Raw genomic sequence first — 16742 nt, 5'->3', positions numbered from 1 at the left:
ACCGGTCTGGCAGAATCGGGACATGCCCGAGAAGGCGAGCGCCGCGAGGCCGAGCAGGGCTTCGGCCCGGGAGCGGCTGCTCGCCGCCGCGAGCGAGCTGTTCTACGCCGAGGGCGTCACCTCCGTCGGGATCGACCGGGTCATCGAGAAGGCGGGCGTGGCCAAGGCGACCCTCTACAACGCCTTCGGCAGCAAGGACGAGCTGGTCAGGGCCTATCTCCAGGCCCGGCACGCGGCGACCCGTGAGCGCATGACCCGCGAGCTCGCGGCACGCTACGCCACCCCGGCGGAGCGGCTGGTCGGCGTCTTCGAGGTCCAGGGCCTGAGCTTCACCGACCCTGCCTTCCGGGGCTGCGCCTTCGTGAGCGCCAGCGCGGAGGCGCGGCCCGGCGGGGCCGTCGAGGAGGAGTCCGGCACGTACCGGACCTGGGTGCACGAGCTGTTCCACGACCTCGCCGTGGAGGCGGGCGCGAAGGACCCGAAGGCGCTCGCCCGGCAACTCGTCCTGCTCTACGACGGCGCCGGTATCGGGGCGTGGCTGGACCGGGACCCGAGCGCGGAGGACGCGGCGAAAGCCGTGGCCGCCACGCTGGTGCGGGCGGCCACGGCACCCTGATGCCGGGCCGACCGGATCCGTCGATGCCGGTTTCGCGGGATGTGGCCGAGACCGCTGATCGGTCCGACTTGCCCGTCGTTCGGCCCGTGCGCTTGACTCATGGCGTGATCCGCATGCGGCTCGAGTTCTTCTGGCCGAGCCGCCGCGTGTTCGAGTTCGACGAGTTCTGTCTCCGGGCCGCGTAGCGCGACCCCTCCACCGGGTCGCCGCGCGGCCGCAGTCGTGTCCCCTCGCGGGCACGAGCCCGCGATCCCTTTCGCGCGATCCTGGAGACACCCATGTCCGTCACGGACGAACTGCTCGCCAACAACGCCCGCTACACCGAGACCTTCGCCGGTCCGCTCCCGCTGCCGCCCTCGAAGCACGTCGCCGTCGTCGCCTGCATGGACGCGCGCCTCAACGTCTACGGCATCCTCGGCCTCGCCGAGGGCGAGGCGCATGTCATCCGCAACGCCGGTGGCGTCGTCACGGACGACGAGATCCGCTCCCTCGCCATCAGCCAGCGCCTCCTCGGCACCGAGGAGATCATCCTGATCCACCACACGGACTGCGGGATGCTGACCTTCACCGACGACGAGTTCAAGAAGTCGATCCAGGACGAGACCGGCATCAAGCCGGGGTGGGCCGCAGAGTCCTTCCCGGACCTCGACGCGGACGTCCGGCAGTCGATCGCCCGGATCAGGGCGAACCCGTTCGTCCCGAAGACCGACAGCATCCGCGGGTTCGTCTTCGACGTCGCCACCGGGAAGCTCAACGAGGTCGTCTGACCTGCCGTGATCGGCACGCGGGGCCGGCGCCGCGGGATCCTCTCCCACGTGCCGATCACCCTTTCCACCCGCAGCGGTCGCGCCGGGCACGCGGACGGGATAGAACTACAGGCCCCCGTTCGTGTGATCAGGAGGTCGTGTGCACATCTGGCCCGGCTCGCCCTACCCGCTGGGATCCAGGTTCGACGGGGGTGGCACCAACTTCGCGATCTTCTCCGAGGTCGCCGAGCGCATCGAGCTCTGCCTCTTCGACTCCGACGGCACCGAGACCCGCCTCGACCTCCCGGAGCGCAACGGCCTGGTCTGGCACGGCTACATGCCCCGGGTCCGTCCCGGGCAGCGCTACGGCTACCGCGTGCACGGGCCCTACGAGCCGGCCGCCGGGCTGCGCTGCAACCCCTCCAAGCTGCTGCTCGACCCCTACGCGAAGGCCATCGACGGCCGGATCGAATGGGGCCAGGCCCTGTTCTCCTACAACTTCGGGGACCCGGACTCCTTCAACGACGAGGACTCCGCGCCGCACACCATGAAGTCCGTGGTGATCGACCCGTACTACGACTGGGCGGACGACCGGCCGCTACGGATCCCCTACAACGAGACCGTCATCTACGAGGCGCACGTCAAGGGCATGACGATGCAGCACCCGGACATCCCCAAGGACGTGCGCGGCACCTACGCCGGCCTCGCCCATCCAGTGATGGTCAAGCACTTCCGGGCCCTGGGCGTCACGGCCGTCGAACTGATGCCGGTGCACCAGTTCGTGCACGACTCCACCCTGCACGACAAGGGCCTGTCGAACTACTGGGGCTACAACACCATCGGCTTCTTCGCCCCGCACAACGGCTACGCCTGCTTCGGCACCGGCGGCGAGCAAGTCTTCGAGTTCAAGACGATGGTCCGCACCCTGCACCGGGCCGGGATCGAGGTCATCCTCGACGTCGTCTACAACCACACCGCCGAGGGCAACCACATGGGGCCGACGCTGTCCTTCCGCGGGATCGACAACCAGGCCTACTACCGCCTCGTCGGCGGCGACGAGAAGTTCTACTACGACACCACCGGCACCGGGAACAGCCTCAACGTCCGCCACCACGAGTCCCTGCGCCTGATCATGGACTCGCTGCGCTACTGGGTCACCGAGATGCACGTCGACGGCTTCCGCTTCGACCTCGCCTCCTCCCTCGCCCGCGAGTTCCACGACGTCGACCGGCTCTCGGCCTTCTTCGACCTGGTCAACCAGGACCCCATCGTCAGCCAGGTCAAGCTCATCGCCGAACCCTGGGACGTCGGCGACGGCGGCTACCAGGTCGGCGGCTTCCCGCCCCTGTGGACCGAGTGGAACGGCAAGTACCGCGACACCGTCCGGGACTTCTGGCGCGGCGAACCGGCCAGCCTCGGCGAGTTCGCCGCCCGCTTCACCGGCTCCTCGGACCTCTACGAGGCCGACAACCGCCGCCCCATCGCCTCGATCAACTTCGTCACCGCCCACGACGGCTTCACCCTGCAGGACCTCGTGTCCTACAACGAGAAGCACAACGAGGCCAACGGCGAGGACAACAACGACGGCGAGAGCCACAACCGCTCCTGGAACTGCGGCGCGGAGGGACCGACCGACGACTCGGAGGTCTACGCGCTACGCGAGCGGCAGAAGCGCAACATCCTCGCCACGCTGCTGCTCTCCCAGGGCGTGCCGATGATCTCCCACGGCGACGACTCGGCCGCACCCAGGGCGGCAACAACAACGTCTACTGCCAGGACAACGAGATCAGCTGGGTCGACTGGGACGCCGCCCGCGAGCAGGACGTCCTCACCGAGTTCACGGCCCGCCTCGTCGCCCTGCGCGCCGAGCACCCGATCTTCCGCCGGCAGCGGTTCTTCCAGGGCCGCCCGATCCACGGCTCGAGCATCGACGACATCGCCTGGCTGCGCCCGGACGGCCGGCACATGGAGGACGGGGACTGGACCCGCGCCCAGACCAGCTCGGTGATGATCTACCTGAACGGCGAGGGCATCCCGGACCGCAACCAGCTCGGCGAGCGGATCGTCGACGACTCGTTCCTGCTGCTGATCAACGCCCACCACCAGCAGACCACCTTCACCCTGCCCGACGAGTCCTACGGGAAGGTCTGGCAGACGGTCGTCGACACTGCGGACCCGCTGCTCGCGAACACCCGCCGCCGGCACCCACGGCCGGAGACACGTCTGCGGGTCCCGGCGCGCTCGATGCTGGTGCTGCGCTGCCGGTACCGAGGTGGGGGCGCGGCCTGAGACCGTGCGCCGCGAGACCTCGGGGCGGCGACTCCGGTCGGGGTCAGGACAGGTGGTGCCGGGCCTGGACCAGATCAAGCCGGGCGTGCCCTTCCACCTGGGGAAGGGAGCGCTGAGCGGCTGACGGACACCCGGTCCGGTGGTCGTGCCACAGTGCCCCCGGGGCACGACCGCCAGGCTCCGGCCCCGTACGCCTCACGGTCCCCCTCCGTCGCGTCCGGGGCTGGAATGCGCGTCGAAGCCGCTGGCCGACCGGTCCGCCGCTGCATAGGGTCTGCCCGTGGCCGCCCCTCTCCGCGTCGTGATCGCCCCGGACTCCTTCAAGGGCTCGCTCGACGCGGCCGACGTCGCCGAGGCGATCGCCGCGGGCTGGCGCAGCAAGCGCCCGGACGACGTGCTGGAGCTGATGCCGCTGGCCGACGGCGGCGAGGGCACCCTCGACGCGCTCGGTCACGGCCTGCCCGAGGAGTGTCTGCGCACGGCCACCGTCAGCGGGCCGGACGGCAAGCCCGTCCAGGCGCGGTGGCTGCTGCGCCCGGACGGGACCGCCGTCGTCGAGCTGGCGTCGGCCGCCGGGCTGCCCCTGCTCGACGAGCTCGACCCGATGGGGGCGACCACCCGCGGCGTCGGCGAGCTGCTCCGGCTCGCGGTCGAGCACCCGGGCACCCGGCGGATCATGCTCGGCCTCGGCGGATCGGCGACCAACGACGGCGGCGCCGGCGCGCTCGTCGCCCTCGGCGCCCGGTTCCTCGACGCGGACGGGAACGATCTCCCGCCCGGCGGCGGGGCGCTCGTCCGGCTCGCCCGCGTCGATCTGTCCGAGCTGGTTCCGGGCCCGCCCGAGGGCGTCGAGTACCTGGTGGACGTGACGAGCCCGCTGCTCGGGCCGCACGGGGCAGCGGCCGTGTTCGGGCCGCAGAAGGGCGCGACCCCGCAGCAGGTCGAGGAGCTCGACGCCGCGCTCGGCAGGCTGGCGGGGATACTCGGCGTGAGCGGCGAGGAGCCCGGCTCGGGCGCCGCGGGCGGCACGTCGTTCGGGCTGCTCGCCTGCTGGGGCGGGCGGATGGTGAGCGGCTCGGCGACCGTCGCCGCGGTGGCCGGACTGGAGGCCGCGGTGCCCGGCGCGGACCTGGTGATCACCGGCGAGGGCCGGTTCGACTCGCAGTCCGTTCGGGGCAAGGTCGTCGGGAACGTCCTCACCGTGGCCGCGCCGACGCCGGTGGCGATCGTGGCGGGCCAGGTCGCGGCGGACCCGCAGCCGCCGGCCGTCGCCGCGGTGTCCCTGACGGAGCTCGCGGGCTCCGCTCGGGCGTCGATGGCCGACCCGGCACGGTGGCTCGCCGCGGCCGGAACCGCGCTCGCCGAACGCCTTCCCGAGGGACTCGGCGCGGCGCGATGACCGGCGGCGGCCCGGCTCACCCCGGGCCGGCGGCCGGCTCCCCTTCCCCGGGGCACCGGTCGTCGGAGGCGACGGACCTGCCCCACGGCCGGCGCTGGTGACCGATGCTCGCCGCCCGCCCTCCTCGCCCCCCGAACCGAGGCACGCGGCTGCGTCCGGAGCCGACCGACCATCCGCGAGCGTCGGGTCGGTGTAGTCGCGATCGTCCGCCCGGACGAGTGCCGCAGCAGGTGTCAGAACTACGTACACCCGATCTCCGGCGAGCCGAGCCCGGCGAATCGCCAGGTCGACTGTCGGCCTGACCGGCGTTTCGGCACGGAACGGACATGATCGATGCCCAGTGATGACCGCTCGGTCGGAGGCGCGCGCTGGGGCAGCCTTGTCCCGTTCCAGAACCTGTGACAACCTCGCAGCTATCGCAACCGCTTGGCCAGCAGCACCTGCCGGTGCTCGTGCGGTGATCCAGGTCAGATGCTCTAGCCCTGCGCGGTCCAGGGCGATGCACGGTCGTGCCGACACAGTCGCCCGTTCGTGCATCACGCCGAGTGGCGCACCACCACCCAGGATCGCGCGCACAGAGGTGTGCGATGTTCTGCAGACAGCACGACGTCCTTGTCGAGGAACCACGGCCCAGCGCCGCGCGGCCCCGCCGATCCGGTGTCGGTGACGAGATCGACGCCTTGGTCGGGCCTGCTCACGACGGCGACGGACAGGCCGTCACCGCCCTGATCCGGCTCGTCCGGCCGCTGATCGTGCGCTACTGCTCCCACCGGCTCCACGGCTCACCTGTGTCGGCCGAGGACGTCACGCAGGACACGTGCATGGCGATCGTCCGCGCCCTGCCGGGCTACCGCGATCGGGGGCGTCCGTTCCTCGCCTTCGTCCAGACGGTCGCGAGCCACCGGATCGCGAGCGCCTACGCCGCGGTGGCGCGGAGCCGGGAGGTGGCGGTGTCGGAGGTACCGGACGCCATGACCACGGCCGACGACCCGGAGCGGCACCTGCTGGAGGCCGCGGACGCGGACGCGATGGCGGCGCTGCTCGACCGGCTGCCGCCGCGGCAGCGGGACGTGCTCGTGCTGCGGGTCGTCTGGGGACTCTCCGCCGCCGAGACCGGTAGCGTCATCGGCGCCCGTCCCGAGGCCGTGCGGCTCCTGCAGTTTCGCGCCCTCGCTCTGCTGAGGAAGATGCTGTCGGTCGAGGGATCCGAACGGGCGGCCGTGAAGCGGCCTCCCGACCGCCCGCGGCGGTACCCGCCTGGGTTCGGCTGATCGCGAGCGGAGTGCCGATGACGGGCGACGAACCGCGCGTGGGCACCCCGGTCGACTGCGGCGAGTCCCACGACGAGCCCTTCGACCTCCGTGCCGTCCTGTCCGACGACGCCCTGCTGGACGCCCTGGGCCCGGACGGCCTCGACGACGCCGAGGTCCGCGAGCGCTTCGCCGATCGCCAGCCGGACGCCCTGATCGAACTGCTGCTGACCGTCCGCGAGAGCGCCGGCGACGCCGACTCCCCCGAGCCGGACGGCGGGCGTTCCGCCTCGTCCGGTTGCGGCGGTCCGGCGAGCCGGTCGTCGCGGCCGGTCTGCGGGGGCGCCCCGAAGCATCGCCGTACCCGCCGGATCTCACTGATCCTCGGTGCCGCGGCGCTCGTCGCGGCCATCCTCGCGGCCGGCATCGGGGCCCGAGCCGCCGACCCGGACGACGCACTCTGGCCGGTCACGGTCGTCCTGTACCCGCACCGAGCAACATCGGTCAACGCGGCCGAACAGGCCTCCCGCCGGCTCGACGCCGCCGCCGCGGCGATGGCGGCCGGGGACGATCGGGAAGCACGCATCGAGCTGCAGGCCGCCGAGGGCCGGCTCGCCAGGGTCGGCGCGGAGGACGGCCGTCCCGCCCTGCAGGCCCGGCACGGCGACCTCGACCACGCATTGCACGTGGCGGTCCGGACCGGCGAGGACGCCGGGATGTGGGCCACGACGCCGTCGACCGGTCCGCCACGGCAAGGTTCCGCACCGCACACGCTTCCCTCGGCCCTGAGGCGCGGCAGTCCTCCGAGCACCTTCACCACCGGAGCGACGATCCCGATCGAGCGGCCGGACCCGCCTGATGTCGTACGGGCGAGCGGTCGGCGGTCCGTCCGGACGCGCCCAGTACCACTCCCGGTCGTCCCGAGCGGGTCACAACAGGGGTCCCGGCGCAGCGCGCCGCTCCGACCCGGCCCGTCCTGGCGCGACCGCCCGGCCGAGCAGCGAGCCTTGCCGACGGGTGACGCCGGGCCGACCAGCCCCGCGCCGGGCCGCCGGTTACGAGCCGCGGTCGGATCCCGAGCTCAGGCGGCCAGTGCGGCGTAGCGGCCGTTGTTCGCGACCAGGTCCCCGTGGGTCCCGGACTCGACGACGCGGCCGTGGTCGACCACCGCGATCTCGTCCGCGTCGCGCACCGTCGAGAGCCGGTGGGCGATGGTGATCGTGGTGCGGCCGTGGGCGAGGGCGTCGAAGGCCCGCTGCACGGCGCGCTCGGTCTCGGTGTCCAGCGCGCTCGTCGCCTCGTCGAGGATCAGGACGCGCGGGTCCCGCAGGAGGGTGCGGGCGATCGCGATGCGCTGCTTCTCGCCGCCGGAGAAACGGTGCCCGCGAGAGCCGACGGTCGTGTCGTAGCCGTCCGGCAGCGTGGAGATCAGGTCGTGGACCTGGGCGGCGCGCGCGGCGGCCTCGATCTCGTCGTCGGTCGCGTCCGGCTTGGCGTAACGCAGGTTCTCCCGCACGGACGTGTGCAGCAGGTACGTCTCCTGGCTCACCACGCCGACGATCGACGCCAGATCGGCCAGGGTCATGTCCCGCAGGTCCACGCCGTCGATCGTCACGCGGCCGGCGTCCGGGTCGTGAAGGCGGGCGGCCAGCGCCGCGAGCGTGCTCTTGCCCGAACCGGTCTCGCCGACCAGCGCCAGCGTCGAGCCGGCCGGGACGTCCAGGCTCACGCCCGCGACGGCGGCGGAGTCGCTGCCGGGATAGGCGAAGGTGACGTCCTCGAACCGCACGTGCCCCTGCACGGTCGCCGGATCGACGTCGACCGGGGACTCCGGGTCGTCGACCTCGACGGGCAGATCCAGGTACTGGAAGATCCGCGCGAACAGGGCGAGCGAGCTGACCAGCGAGACGCTGACGCCGAGCAGGCCCATGATCGGCCGGAACAGCCCTGCCTGCAGCGAGGTGAACGCCACCAGGGTGCCGATCGTCATCGTGCCGGCCGTGAGCGGGAGGCCCGCCGAGAGATAGATGACCGCGGGGATCGCGGCGAAGATGACCCCGGTCGAGGCCATCCGCCAGCGCCCGGCCAGCTGCGAGCGCAGCTCCAGGTCGATCAGCCGGCTCGACGACGCGGTGAACCGCCGCACGAGCGCGGGCCCGGCGCCCATGGTCTTGCTGAGCTGGATCCCGCTGATCGACAGCCCCTCCTCGACGGTCACGTTCAGGTCCGCGAGCTCGCGCTGCTGCGCAGCCGTGATCGTGCGGCGCATCTGCGCGACGCGACGGGTCAGGTAGATCGCGGGCGGCATGACCACGAGCGAGATCAGGGTGAGCCGCCAGGACAGCGCGGCCATCGCCGCGGCCGTCGCGACCGCGGTCGTGAGGTTGGAGGCGACGGACGTGGCCGTCGAGGTGACGACGGACTGCATACCGCCGATGTCGTTGGTGATGCGGGACTGGACCTCGCCGGTGCGGGTCCGGGTGAAGAAGCCGATCGACTGGCGCTGCAGGTGCGCGAAGACGTCCGTGCGCAGCCGGTGCATGACCTGCTGGCCGATCTTCGTGCTGATCCAGGTCTGGATCACGCCGAACGCGGCGGTCACGGCGGCGACGCCCATCATGCCGGCGACCAGCCAGCTCAGCAGGGTGAGGTTCCGGTCCGGCAGCGCGGTGTCGATGACCGAGCGCAGCAGGAACGGCGAGGCGGTCGCGACCAGCGACGACGCGACGATGATCGCGACGACCGCGGCGAGCGGCCAGCGGTAGGGGGCGAAGAGCCGGCCGATGCGGCGGAGCGAGACCTCGTGGGCCTGCTTCCGCTCGGCGGCGGTGACGGTGCGGCGGCCGCCTCGGCGGGGCCCGTCCTCGGGTGTGGTGGCCAAATGTGACTCCTCGATTCGGCGACAATGCTGAGGTTACCTCATCATGAGGGGGCAACACGATTCCTTGCTACGGTATTCCCCGTGCTGCACGACGCGGACCCGGACCGGGACGAGACGCTCTCGGAGGCCTTCTGGGCCGTCGCCCGCCGGTTGCGCGATCTCAACCGGGAGGCGCTGGCCCCCTGGGACGTCACTCCGTCGCAGTTCCGGGCGATCGGGGTGCTCTCCCGGCACGGGACGATGCGCCAGGGCGAGCTGGCCGAGCACCTGCGGATCGCGCCGCGCTCGACCACCGAGGTTGTCGACGACCTGCAGGAACGCGGGCTCGTCGAGCGGGCGCCGGACCCGAAGGACCGCCGCGCCACGCTCGTCGGGCTCACGCAGAAGGGCACCGAGCTCGTCGACGCGATCCGCACCGCCCGGCACGCGGGCTCGGAGGGTTTCTTCGCCGGCCTCGACGACCAGGACCGCGCGGAACTCACCCGGATATTGACACGGCTCCGCCGCTCGTGAGCGGAGATCGTTGCCCGGCGACGCCAACCCCGCCTGCCAGGAGGAGGCGACCCGGCTGCCCCCGCTCGTCGGGCCCCAGCGCTCGGACAGGTCGATCGGTCACGATCTCGATCTCCGCACCCGGTTTGCCGAAACCCGGCATTCTGCGCCTTTCGTCGGGTTCGCCGACGATCCCGGCGCGCCGCTCAGGCCACCTGGAGCGACCTCTTCGACAGGCCCATCCAGAACCCCTCGATCGTGGACTCCCGCGCCGCCTCCGGGTCCGCCGAGGCGCCCAGCGTCACGAACAGCGGGATGAAGTGCTCGACGGTCGGGTGCGCGTACGGCATGCCCGGCGCCCGGCTGCGGTAGTTCGCCAGCTCGTCGACGTCGCCCCGGGCCAGCGCCTCGGCGGCCCACGCGTCGAAGTCCGCCGACCAGCCGGGCGTCGTCCTGCCGAGGAAGTCGTCGCGCGTCAGGAACGGCAGGCCGTGCGTGGTGAAGCCGGAGCCGACGACCAGCACGCCCTCCTCGCGCAGCTCGCGGAGCCGGGCGCCGAGCACCAGCAGCCGCCCCGGGTCGGCAGTCGGGAGACTGAGCTGCAGCACCGGGATGTCCGCGTCCGGGTACATGATCTTCAGCGGGACCCAGGCCCCGTGGTCCAGCCCGCGGGTCCGGCTCTCGTGGACCTCCTCGCGGTCACCGAGGGCGCCGAGCACCCGCTTCGCCAGCGCGCTCGCGTCCGGGGTGTCATAGCGCATCCGGTAGTACATCGGGTCGAAGCCGCCGAAGTCGTAGACCGGCGTGACGTGCGCGTCGCTGCTGGACAGGGTGAGCGGCGCCGCCTCCCAGTGCGCGGAGACGATCAGGACCGCCTCGGGCCTCGGCATCGATCGCGCCCACGCGAACAGCTGCGCCATCCAGACCGGGTCCTCGAACAGCGGCGGCGCGCCGTGGCTCAGGTAGAGCGCCGGCAGCGCCCCGTCCTCGGGGGTCCAGACGGCGTGCTCGCCCGCCTTCGCGACGTTCGCGAGGTGCAGGTCGAACGGGTGGACGGACATCGCGCTCTCCTTGGTTGTTCAACTCTCAACCAACGTACGTCCGGTTTCGAACCGCTGTCAACGCGCCCTGACGGGGCGATGAGTCCGGCCGCCCGGCACGGTCGAGACTGGAGAGACCCGATTCTGGAGGAGATCCGTGGAGTACTCTCCCGCCCTCGTCTGCCTGCCGATCGCGGACCGGCCGCGCTCGTTCGCGTTCTACCGGGACGGTCTCGGCCTCGACGCCTTCGGCGAGCCGGCCGACGACGGGGTGCCCGAGCCCCTGCAGTTCGCCGTCAACGCCGGCCTGAACCTGATGCTGATCCCGACCGGCGGCTTCGGCTGGGTCATTGGGGACCGGGAGGTCGCGAAGCCCGGCCAGACCGAGTGCGTCCTGACGCTCGGGGTCGGGAGCCCCACCGACGTCGACGAGCTCGTCGAACGCGCTGCGGCGGCAGGCGCGATCGTGGTGACCCCGCCGGGGCAGCAGCCGTGGGGCTACGAGGGCAGCTTCGCGGACCCGGACGGGCATCTGTGGCAGGTGCATGCGCAGGGGTGAGGCACGGCCTCCGTGCGCGCGGTCGGCCCCACGCGCCCGGCCGACCGTGTGCGTGGCACCGGACCGCGTGCGTCGGCTCCCCGGCCGAGAGGTGAGAAGCTGGAGCGATGTCTCCCAGCGCGACTCCCCCGACGACCCCGGCCCGGCTGCGCGAGCTGCTCGCCCGCGTCCCGGAGACCGGACCGGTGATCCTCCCCGGCGCCTACGACGGGCTGTCCGCCCGGCTCGTCGAGGCCGCCGGGTTCGACGGCGTCTACATGACCGGGTTCGGCAGCACGGCGACGCTGCTCGGCAAGCCGGACGTGGGCCTGCTGAGCGGCAGCGAGATGGCGGACAACGCGCGGCGGCTCGCGTCCGCCGTCGGGATCCCGCTGGTGGCGGACGCGGACACCGGGTACGGCAACGCCGTCAACGTGGCCCGCACCGTCGCCGAGTACGAGCGCGCAGGCGTCGCCGGGATCCAGCTCGAGGACCAGGTCAGCCCCAAGAAGTGCGGCCACATGGCCGGTAAGGCGATCGTCCCGGCCGCGGAGATGGTCGGGAAGCTGCATGCGGCCGTCGACGCGAGGCGGGACCCGGACCTCGTCCTGATCGCGCGGACGGACGCGATCGCCGTCGACGGCGTGGACGCGGCGATCGAGCGCGCCCGCGCCTATCTCGCCGCGGGCGCGGACGCGCTGTTCGTCGAGGCCCCGACCACCGAGGCCGACGTCGAGCGGATCGCCGGGGAGCTCGCCGGGGAGGCCCCGCTGGTCTTCAACTGGGTCGAGGGCGGGCGGACGCCGCCGATCGACGTCGGGACGATCGGCAAGCTCGGCTTCGCGATGGTCCTGTTCCCGATCGGCGCGCTGCTCGCCGCGACCGCCGGGATGCGCAACTACCTCGCCGAACTGAGTGCCCGGGGCACCGTGACGAAGACCGAGCTGCCCACCTTCGAGGAGTTCACGGACCTCGTCGGCTTGCCGGAGATCCGCGAGCAGGAGCGCCGCTACGCCGCCGGCGACCAGGCGGGCTGAGCGACGCATCTCTCACCCGGCGTCCGACGCCGCTCGCGCGGGCTTGCGACACTGAACGCATGAACGTCTCCCGCCCGCTCCCCGGTTCGACCGACCTCCTCGTCGTCGGCGCGGGGCCCGCGGGATCGGCCGCCGCCGCGTGGGCCGCCCGGCACGGCCTCGACGTCGTGCTGGCGGACGCCGCGGTGTTCCCCCGGGACAAGACCTGTGGGGACGGGCTCACCCCGCGCGCGATCGCCGAGCTGGACCACCTGGGCCTCGGCGAGTGGGTGCGGTCGCACGGCTCCAACCGGGGCCTGCGCGCCGCCGGGTTCGGCCAGGAGCTGGAGCTCCCCTGGCCGGGGGGCTCGCTCCCCGCTACCGGCAGCGCGGTCGCCCGCACCGAACTGGACGCGAAGATCCGGGACGTGGCGCTCGAGTCCGGCGCGGTCCCGATGGAGGGCGCCAAGGCCGTCGACGTGGAGCGGGACGGCGAGCGGATCTCCGGAGTCGTGCTCGCCCTGCAGGACGGCACCACCACGACCGTCCGGTGCGAGCGCGTCGTCGTCGCGGACGGCGCGCGCTCCACGCTCGGCCGGGTGCTCGGCCGGGAGTGGCACAAGGACACCGCCTACGGCGTCGCGGCGCGCGGCTACATCCGCTCCGGCCGCAGCGACGACCCGTGGATCTCCTCCCATCTGGAGCTGCGCGGCGCCTCCGACGAGGTGCTGGCCGGCTACGGCTGGGTGTTCCCGCTGAACAACGGCGAGGTCAACATCGGCGTCGGCACCCTCGCCACCGACGCCCGCCCGGCCAAGGTGCGCCTGCGCGGGCTCATCGAGCACTACGCGGACATGCGCCGGGACGACTGGCAGCTCGACGGCCCCGTGCGGCTCCCGGCGTCGGCGCTGCTCCCGATGGGCGGCGCGGTCTCCGGCGTCGCCGGCCCGAACTGGGCGCTGATCGGCGACGCCGCGGGCTGCGTGAACCCGCTCAACGGCGAGGGCATCGACTACGGCATGGAGACCGGACGGGTGGTGGCCGAGCTGCTGACCGGCGAGAAGGATCTCGCCGTGGCCTGGCCCGCCACCCTGCGCACCCACTACGGGCAGGCGTTCTCGATCGCGCGCCGGCTCGCCGGGCTGCTCACGCTCCCCCGGCTGCTCCCGCTGGCGGGGCCGGTCGGGATGCGCTCACGCTCCCTGATGACGGTGGCGCTGCGGGTGATGGGGAACTTCGTCACCGACGAGGACCGGGACCTGACCGCGCGGGCCTGGCGCGCCGCCGGGAGGCTTTCCCTGCGGTTCGACGAGCGACCGCCCTTTCCCGCCGCCGACCTGCGCTGAGCGGGCCTGCGCTAACCGGGGTGCCGGTAGACGAGGAAGGCGACGTCGTCGTCGTGGTCGTCCATGAGTAGCCGGTTCGCCACCAGCTCGATCACGGCGTCGGAGGGGAGCTCGCGGGCGGCGGTCAGGGCGGCGACCGCCCGGTCCACGCCGTTGTCGACGTCGTCGTCCCGGCGCTCGACCAGGCCGTCCGTGTAGAGCATCAGGGTCGAGCCCGCCGGGAGCGACGCTACGGCCTCGGGCCTGGTCAGGTCGTCGAGGACGGCGAGCGGGACGGCGAGCGCGTCGCCGAGCAGCCGGTGCCCGCCGGACTCCTCGACCAGGATCGCGGGCAGGTGCCCCGCGCTGGAGTAACTGATCGTGCCCGTGGCCGGGTCGATCACCGCGCAGAACACGGTGCTGCAGCGCGCACCGGGGGTGAGCGCGGCAAACCGGTCCAGCGTCTCGAGCACCCGCGCCGGCGTGTGCTGCTGCAGCAGGAGCGCCCGCCCCGCACTGCGCAGCTGCCCCATCACCCCGGCCGCGTCCAACCCCCGCCCGACGACGTCCCCGACGACCACGCCGATCGTCCCGTCGTCCAGCCCGACGACGTCGTACCAGTCCCCGCCGACCTCCAGCGTCGTCGACGCCGGTTCGTACCGGACCGCGAACCCGTCCGGGAGCCGGGTGGGGCCGAGGATGGAGCGCTGCAGGGTCAGCGCCACGGCCGTCTGCTCCTGGAGCAGACGTGCCCGGACCTGCGCGAGGCCGATGGTGGTGCGGACGCGTGCGAGCAGCTCGGGCGGGGAGAACGGCTTGGCGAGGTAGTCGTCCGCGCCGGCGGCCAGGCCGTCGACGGCCGCCTCCTCGCCCGCCCGTGCGGAGAGCAGCACGACCGGCGTCGTCGCCGTGTCCGGGTCCGCGCGCAGCGCCGCGAGCAGGCCCAGCCCGTCGAGGCGGGGCATCATCACGTCCGCGAGCACCAGGTCCGGGATCTCGCGGCGGATGGCGTCGAGCGCCTCCTGCCCGTCCGCGACCGCGAGCACCCGGTAGTGCGGTTCGAGCAGCCGGGCGAGGTAGCGGCGCAGGTCCTGGTTGTCGTCCGCGACCAGCACGAACGGCGCGGAGGGACCCGGCGCGGGCCCGGCGTCGGGCGTCACGCTCCACTGCAGGGCCTCGTCCCGGTAACGGCCGACGGCACGCGGGTGGACCGGCTCGGCGGCGACGCCCGCGTCCTCGACCGGGATCCGCACCGTGAAGGTCGTTCCCTCCCCGGGCTCGCTCGCGACCTCGACGGTTCCGCCGTGCAGCGCGGTCAGCTCGGCCACGAGCGCCAGGCCGATCCCGGTGCCCTCGTGCGAGCGCCCGGCCGTCCCGCGGACGCGGTGGAACCGGCGGAACAGCGCCGGCACCTCGTCCGCGGGGATGCCGACACCGCTGTCGGTGACACGCAGGTCGAGCACGTCGCCCTCCCGGCGCAGGCGCACCCCGATACCGCCCTGCGGGGTGAACTTCACGGCGTTGGAGAGCAGGTTGAGCAGCACCTTCTCCCACATGTCCGGGTCCAGGCGGACCGGGCCGACGTCCGGGCTGTCCACCTCGGCGGCCAGGCCCGCCCGCCGGGCGGCCGGGGCGAACGAGGCGGCGATGTCCCGGGTGAGCACCCCGGCGTCGACGGCGACCAGCTCGGGGACCAGCCGGCCGGCCTCCAGCGCGGCGAAGTCCAGCAGCGTGTCCACCATGCGGCGCATCCGCCCGGCGTTGCGGCGGACGAGCTCGAGGCGCTCGCGCTGCGCCTCTGTGAGTGGCTCCGCGGTGTCGGCGAGGGCGTCCTCGGCCGGGCCGCTGATCAGCGCGAGCGGCGTCCGCAGCTCGTGGCTGACCCCGGTGAAGAACTCGGTGCGGGCCCGGTCGAGCTCGGCCAGGGCCTCGGCCCGGCGCTGCGCGGCGTCGTAGGCCTGGGCGTCGGTGACGGCGGACCCGACCTGGCGGGCCACGAGGTCGAGGAAGGAGCGGTAGTCCCCGTCCAGCCGCAGGTAGGGGCTGGTGCCGAGGACCGCGACACCGATCGGTCGGTCCGCGGTCGCGAGCCCGAGCGGCACGACGAGCGCGGTGCGGACCGGGCTGTCCCCGATCCGCCACGCACCCGGCTCGACGAGGTCCGCGACGTCCGCCGCCACGTCGACGGCCGTGACGCCCTCCTCGCCCGCGAGCGTCCGGCGCGTCGCGTCCGCGAGCGGGCCGATCGGCGGCAGGGCACCGCCGTCGAGCCCGTACCCCCCGACCTGCCGCTGACCGTCCGGCTTCTCCTCGTCCGTCAGGTAGATCGCCGCGAACGGGAGGTCCGCACGAAACCCGGACAGCACCTCCGCCACGGCGGCGGCGACGTCGTCCGCACCGCCGATCCGCGCGGCGTGCACCTGGCCGAGCTGCTGCAGGGCGGCGAGCCGGCGGGTCGCCAGCACCTGCGACGTCGTCTCGGCCACGGTGTCCAGCAGGCCGCCGATCCGACCGTCCGGCTCGGGCAGCGGGCTGTAGGAGAACGTGAAGTAGGCCTCCTCGAGGAACCCGTTCCGGGTGGTGACCAGCAGGAAGTCCTCGCTGTAGGTGGCCTGCCCGGTGTCGAGCACCTCATCGACGATGCCGCGCAGGACGGGCCACTCCTCGGACCAGACCTCGGCGATCGGCCGGCCGAGCGCCGACGGGTGCCGGTGTCCCAGCATGGGCGCGTAGGCGTCGTTGTAGATCATCGTGAGCTCGGGGCCCCACATGATCATCATGGCGAAGCGTGAGTTCATGCAGAGGGCGACGACCGAACGCAGCGCCGGCGACCAGGTCCGCGGTTCCCCCAGCAGGCTCGACGACCAGTCCCGCGCCGCCATGAGCTCGGCCAGCTCGCTGCCGGGCAGGGTCACCCGCAGGTCGGCCGGGAACGAGTCGCGGCGGTCGGGACCGTCGGACACCGGCACACCTCGATTCGGGCCACAGCCTGTCGGGGGGCCGCCGCGCCGGGCGCGACGAAAGGTTGTGGGCAACCGATTCTGCCGCACGTTCCGCGTCGACGCCCGTGCGGTGGAGTCCACGGGCACGCGAGCGGCCACTGTTCGACCGAAAGGCCCATCGCGACGAGGCCGCTCGGCCGGCTCGCCG

At 73.1% G+C, this 16742-nt stretch carries 12 protein-coding genes and 1 pseudogene; 10 read left to right on the top strand and 3 right to left on the bottom strand.

The genetic code is table 11. From position 1 onward, the window contains the following. Positions 1-22: 22 nt before the first annotated feature. The 6 genes and pseudogenes from WBK50_RS11860 to WBK50_RS11835 all read left to right on the top strand — a co-directional run bounded on the left by WBK50_RS11860 (position 23) and on the right by WBK50_RS11835 (position 7403). A complete protein-coding gene (locus tag WBK50_RS11860; RefSeq protein ID WP_341335652.1) occupies positions 23-616 on the top strand; it encodes a TetR/AcrR family transcriptional regulator in 594 nt (197 codons plus the stop codon). Positions 617-894: 278 nt separating this feature from the next. Continuing rightward, positions 895-1383 (top strand): beta-class carbonic anhydrase, encoded by a 489-nt coding sequence (locus WBK50_RS11855; RefSeq protein ID WP_341335651.1) that lies wholly within the window; start codon positions 895-897, stop codon positions 1381-1383. Positions 1384-1522: 139 nt separating this feature from the next. Continuing rightward, a pseudogene (gene glgX / locus WBK50_RS11850) lies at positions 1523-3651 on the top strand (glycogen debranching protein GlgX). Between the two features lie 280 nt (positions 3652-3931). Beyond that, positions 3932-5050, top strand: a complete 1119-nt coding sequence (locus WBK50_RS11845) for a glycerate kinase (RefSeq protein ID WP_341335650.1) — start codon at positions 3932-3934, stop codon at positions 5048-5050. A 587-nt stretch (positions 5051-5637) separates the two neighbouring features. Further along, positions 5638-6321, top strand: a complete 684-nt coding sequence (locus WBK50_RS11840; RefSeq protein ID WP_341335649.1) for a sigma-70 family RNA polymerase sigma factor — start codon at positions 5638-5640, stop codon at positions 6319-6321. 17 nt (positions 6322-6338) lie between these two features. Then, the gene (locus tag WBK50_RS11835) at positions 6339-7403 is read left to right on the top strand and encodes a hypothetical protein (RefSeq protein ID WP_341335648.1); all 1065 of its coding nucleotides are present in this window, start codon (positions 6339-6341) and stop codon (positions 7401-7403) included. Here WBK50_RS11835 and WBK50_RS11830 read toward each other — a convergent pair. Continuing rightward, the gene (locus WBK50_RS11830) at positions 7382-9181 is read right to left on the bottom strand and encodes an ABC transporter ATP-binding protein (protein ID WP_341335647.1); all 1800 of its coding nucleotides are present in this window, start codon (positions 9179-9181) and stop codon (positions 7382-7384) included. The genes WBK50_RS11835 and WBK50_RS11830 overlap by 22 nt on opposite strands. Positions 9182-9262: 81 nt before the next feature. On the opposite strand from WBK50_RS11830, the gene WBK50_RS11825 reads away from it, so the two are divergent. Further along, positions 9263-9694 carry a MarR family winged helix-turn-helix transcriptional regulator gene (locus WBK50_RS11825; protein WP_341335646.1) on the top strand — a complete coding sequence of 144 codons (432 nt, stop codon included), beginning with the start codon at positions 9263-9265 and terminating at the stop codon, positions 9692-9694. A 185-nt stretch (positions 9695-9879) separates the two neighbouring features. On the opposite strand, the gene WBK50_RS11820 is transcribed toward WBK50_RS11825, so the two are convergent. Continuing rightward, a complete protein-coding gene (locus tag WBK50_RS11820; RefSeq protein WP_341335645.1) occupies positions 9880-10734 on the bottom strand; it encodes a dioxygenase family protein in 855 nt (284 codons plus the stop codon). 136 nt (positions 10735-10870) lie between these two features. Between WBK50_RS11820 and WBK50_RS11815 the strand changes: the two genes are divergently transcribed. The 3 genes from WBK50_RS11815 to WBK50_RS11805 all read left to right on the top strand — a co-directional run bounded on the left by WBK50_RS11815 (position 10871) and on the right by WBK50_RS11805 (position 13613). Continuing rightward, positions 10871-11272 (top strand): VOC family protein, encoded by a 402-nt coding sequence (locus tag WBK50_RS11815; RefSeq protein WP_341335644.1) that lies wholly within the window; start codon positions 10871-10873, stop codon positions 11270-11272. Positions 11273-11379: 107 nt separating this feature from the next. Then, positions 11380-12288, top strand: coding sequence for an isocitrate lyase/PEP mutase family protein (locus WBK50_RS11810; protein ID WP_341335643.1), 909 nt, complete (start codon positions 11380-11382; stop codon positions 12286-12288). Positions 12289-12347: 59 nt separating this feature from the next. Further along, entirely contained in the window at positions 12348-13613 is a 1266-nt protein-coding gene (locus WBK50_RS11805; RefSeq protein ID WP_341335642.1) for a geranylgeranyl reductase family protein, read from the top strand. 11 nt (positions 13614-13624) lie between these two features. Here the strand turns inward: WBK50_RS11805 and WBK50_RS11800 are convergent, their stop codons facing one another. Next, positions 13625-16555, bottom strand: a complete 2931-nt coding sequence (locus tag WBK50_RS11800; protein ID WP_341335641.1) for a SpoIIE family protein phosphatase — start codon at positions 16553-16555, stop codon at positions 13625-13627. Positions 16556-16742: the final 187 nt, after the last annotated feature.

Source organism: Pseudonocardia sp. T1-2H (genome assembly GCF_038039215.1).
Classification (GTDB): Bacteria; Actinomycetota; Actinomycetes; order Mycobacteriales; family Pseudonocardiaceae; genus Pseudonocardia.
Note: the sequence above shows the minus strand (reverse complement) of the source record. Positions and strands in the feature narration are given on the sequence as shown.

What these genes read in the sequence shown, in the direction of transcription:
- WBK50_RS11860 (WP_341335652.1), top strand. Translation starts at nt 23, where the DNA reads ATGCCCGAGAAGGCGAGCGCCGCGAGGCCGAGCAGGGCTTCGGCCCGG.
- WBK50_RS11855 (WP_341335651.1), top strand. Translation starts at nt 895, where the DNA reads ATGTCCGTCACGGACGAACTGCTCGCCAACAACGCCCGCTACACCGAG.
- WBK50_RS11840 (WP_341335649.1), top strand. Translation starts at nt 5,638, where the DNA reads ATGTTCTGCAGACAGCACGACGTCCTTGTCGAGGAACCACGGCCCAGC.
- WBK50_RS11835 (WP_341335648.1), top strand. Translation starts at nt 6,339, where the DNA reads ATGACGGGCGACGAACCGCGCGTGGGCACCCCGGTCGACTGCGGCGAG.
- WBK50_RS11820 (WP_341335645.1), bottom strand. Translation starts at nt 10,734, where the DNA reads ATGTCCGTCCACCCGTTCGACCTGCACCTCGCGAACGTCGCGAAGGCG.
- WBK50_RS11810 (WP_341335643.1), top strand. Translation starts at nt 11,380, where the DNA reads ATGTCTCCCAGCGCGACTCCCCCGACGACCCCGGCCCGGCTGCGCGAG.
- WBK50_RS11805 (WP_341335642.1), top strand. Translation starts at nt 12,348, where the DNA reads ATGAACGTCTCCCGCCCGCTCCCCGGTTCGACCGACCTCCTCGTCGTC.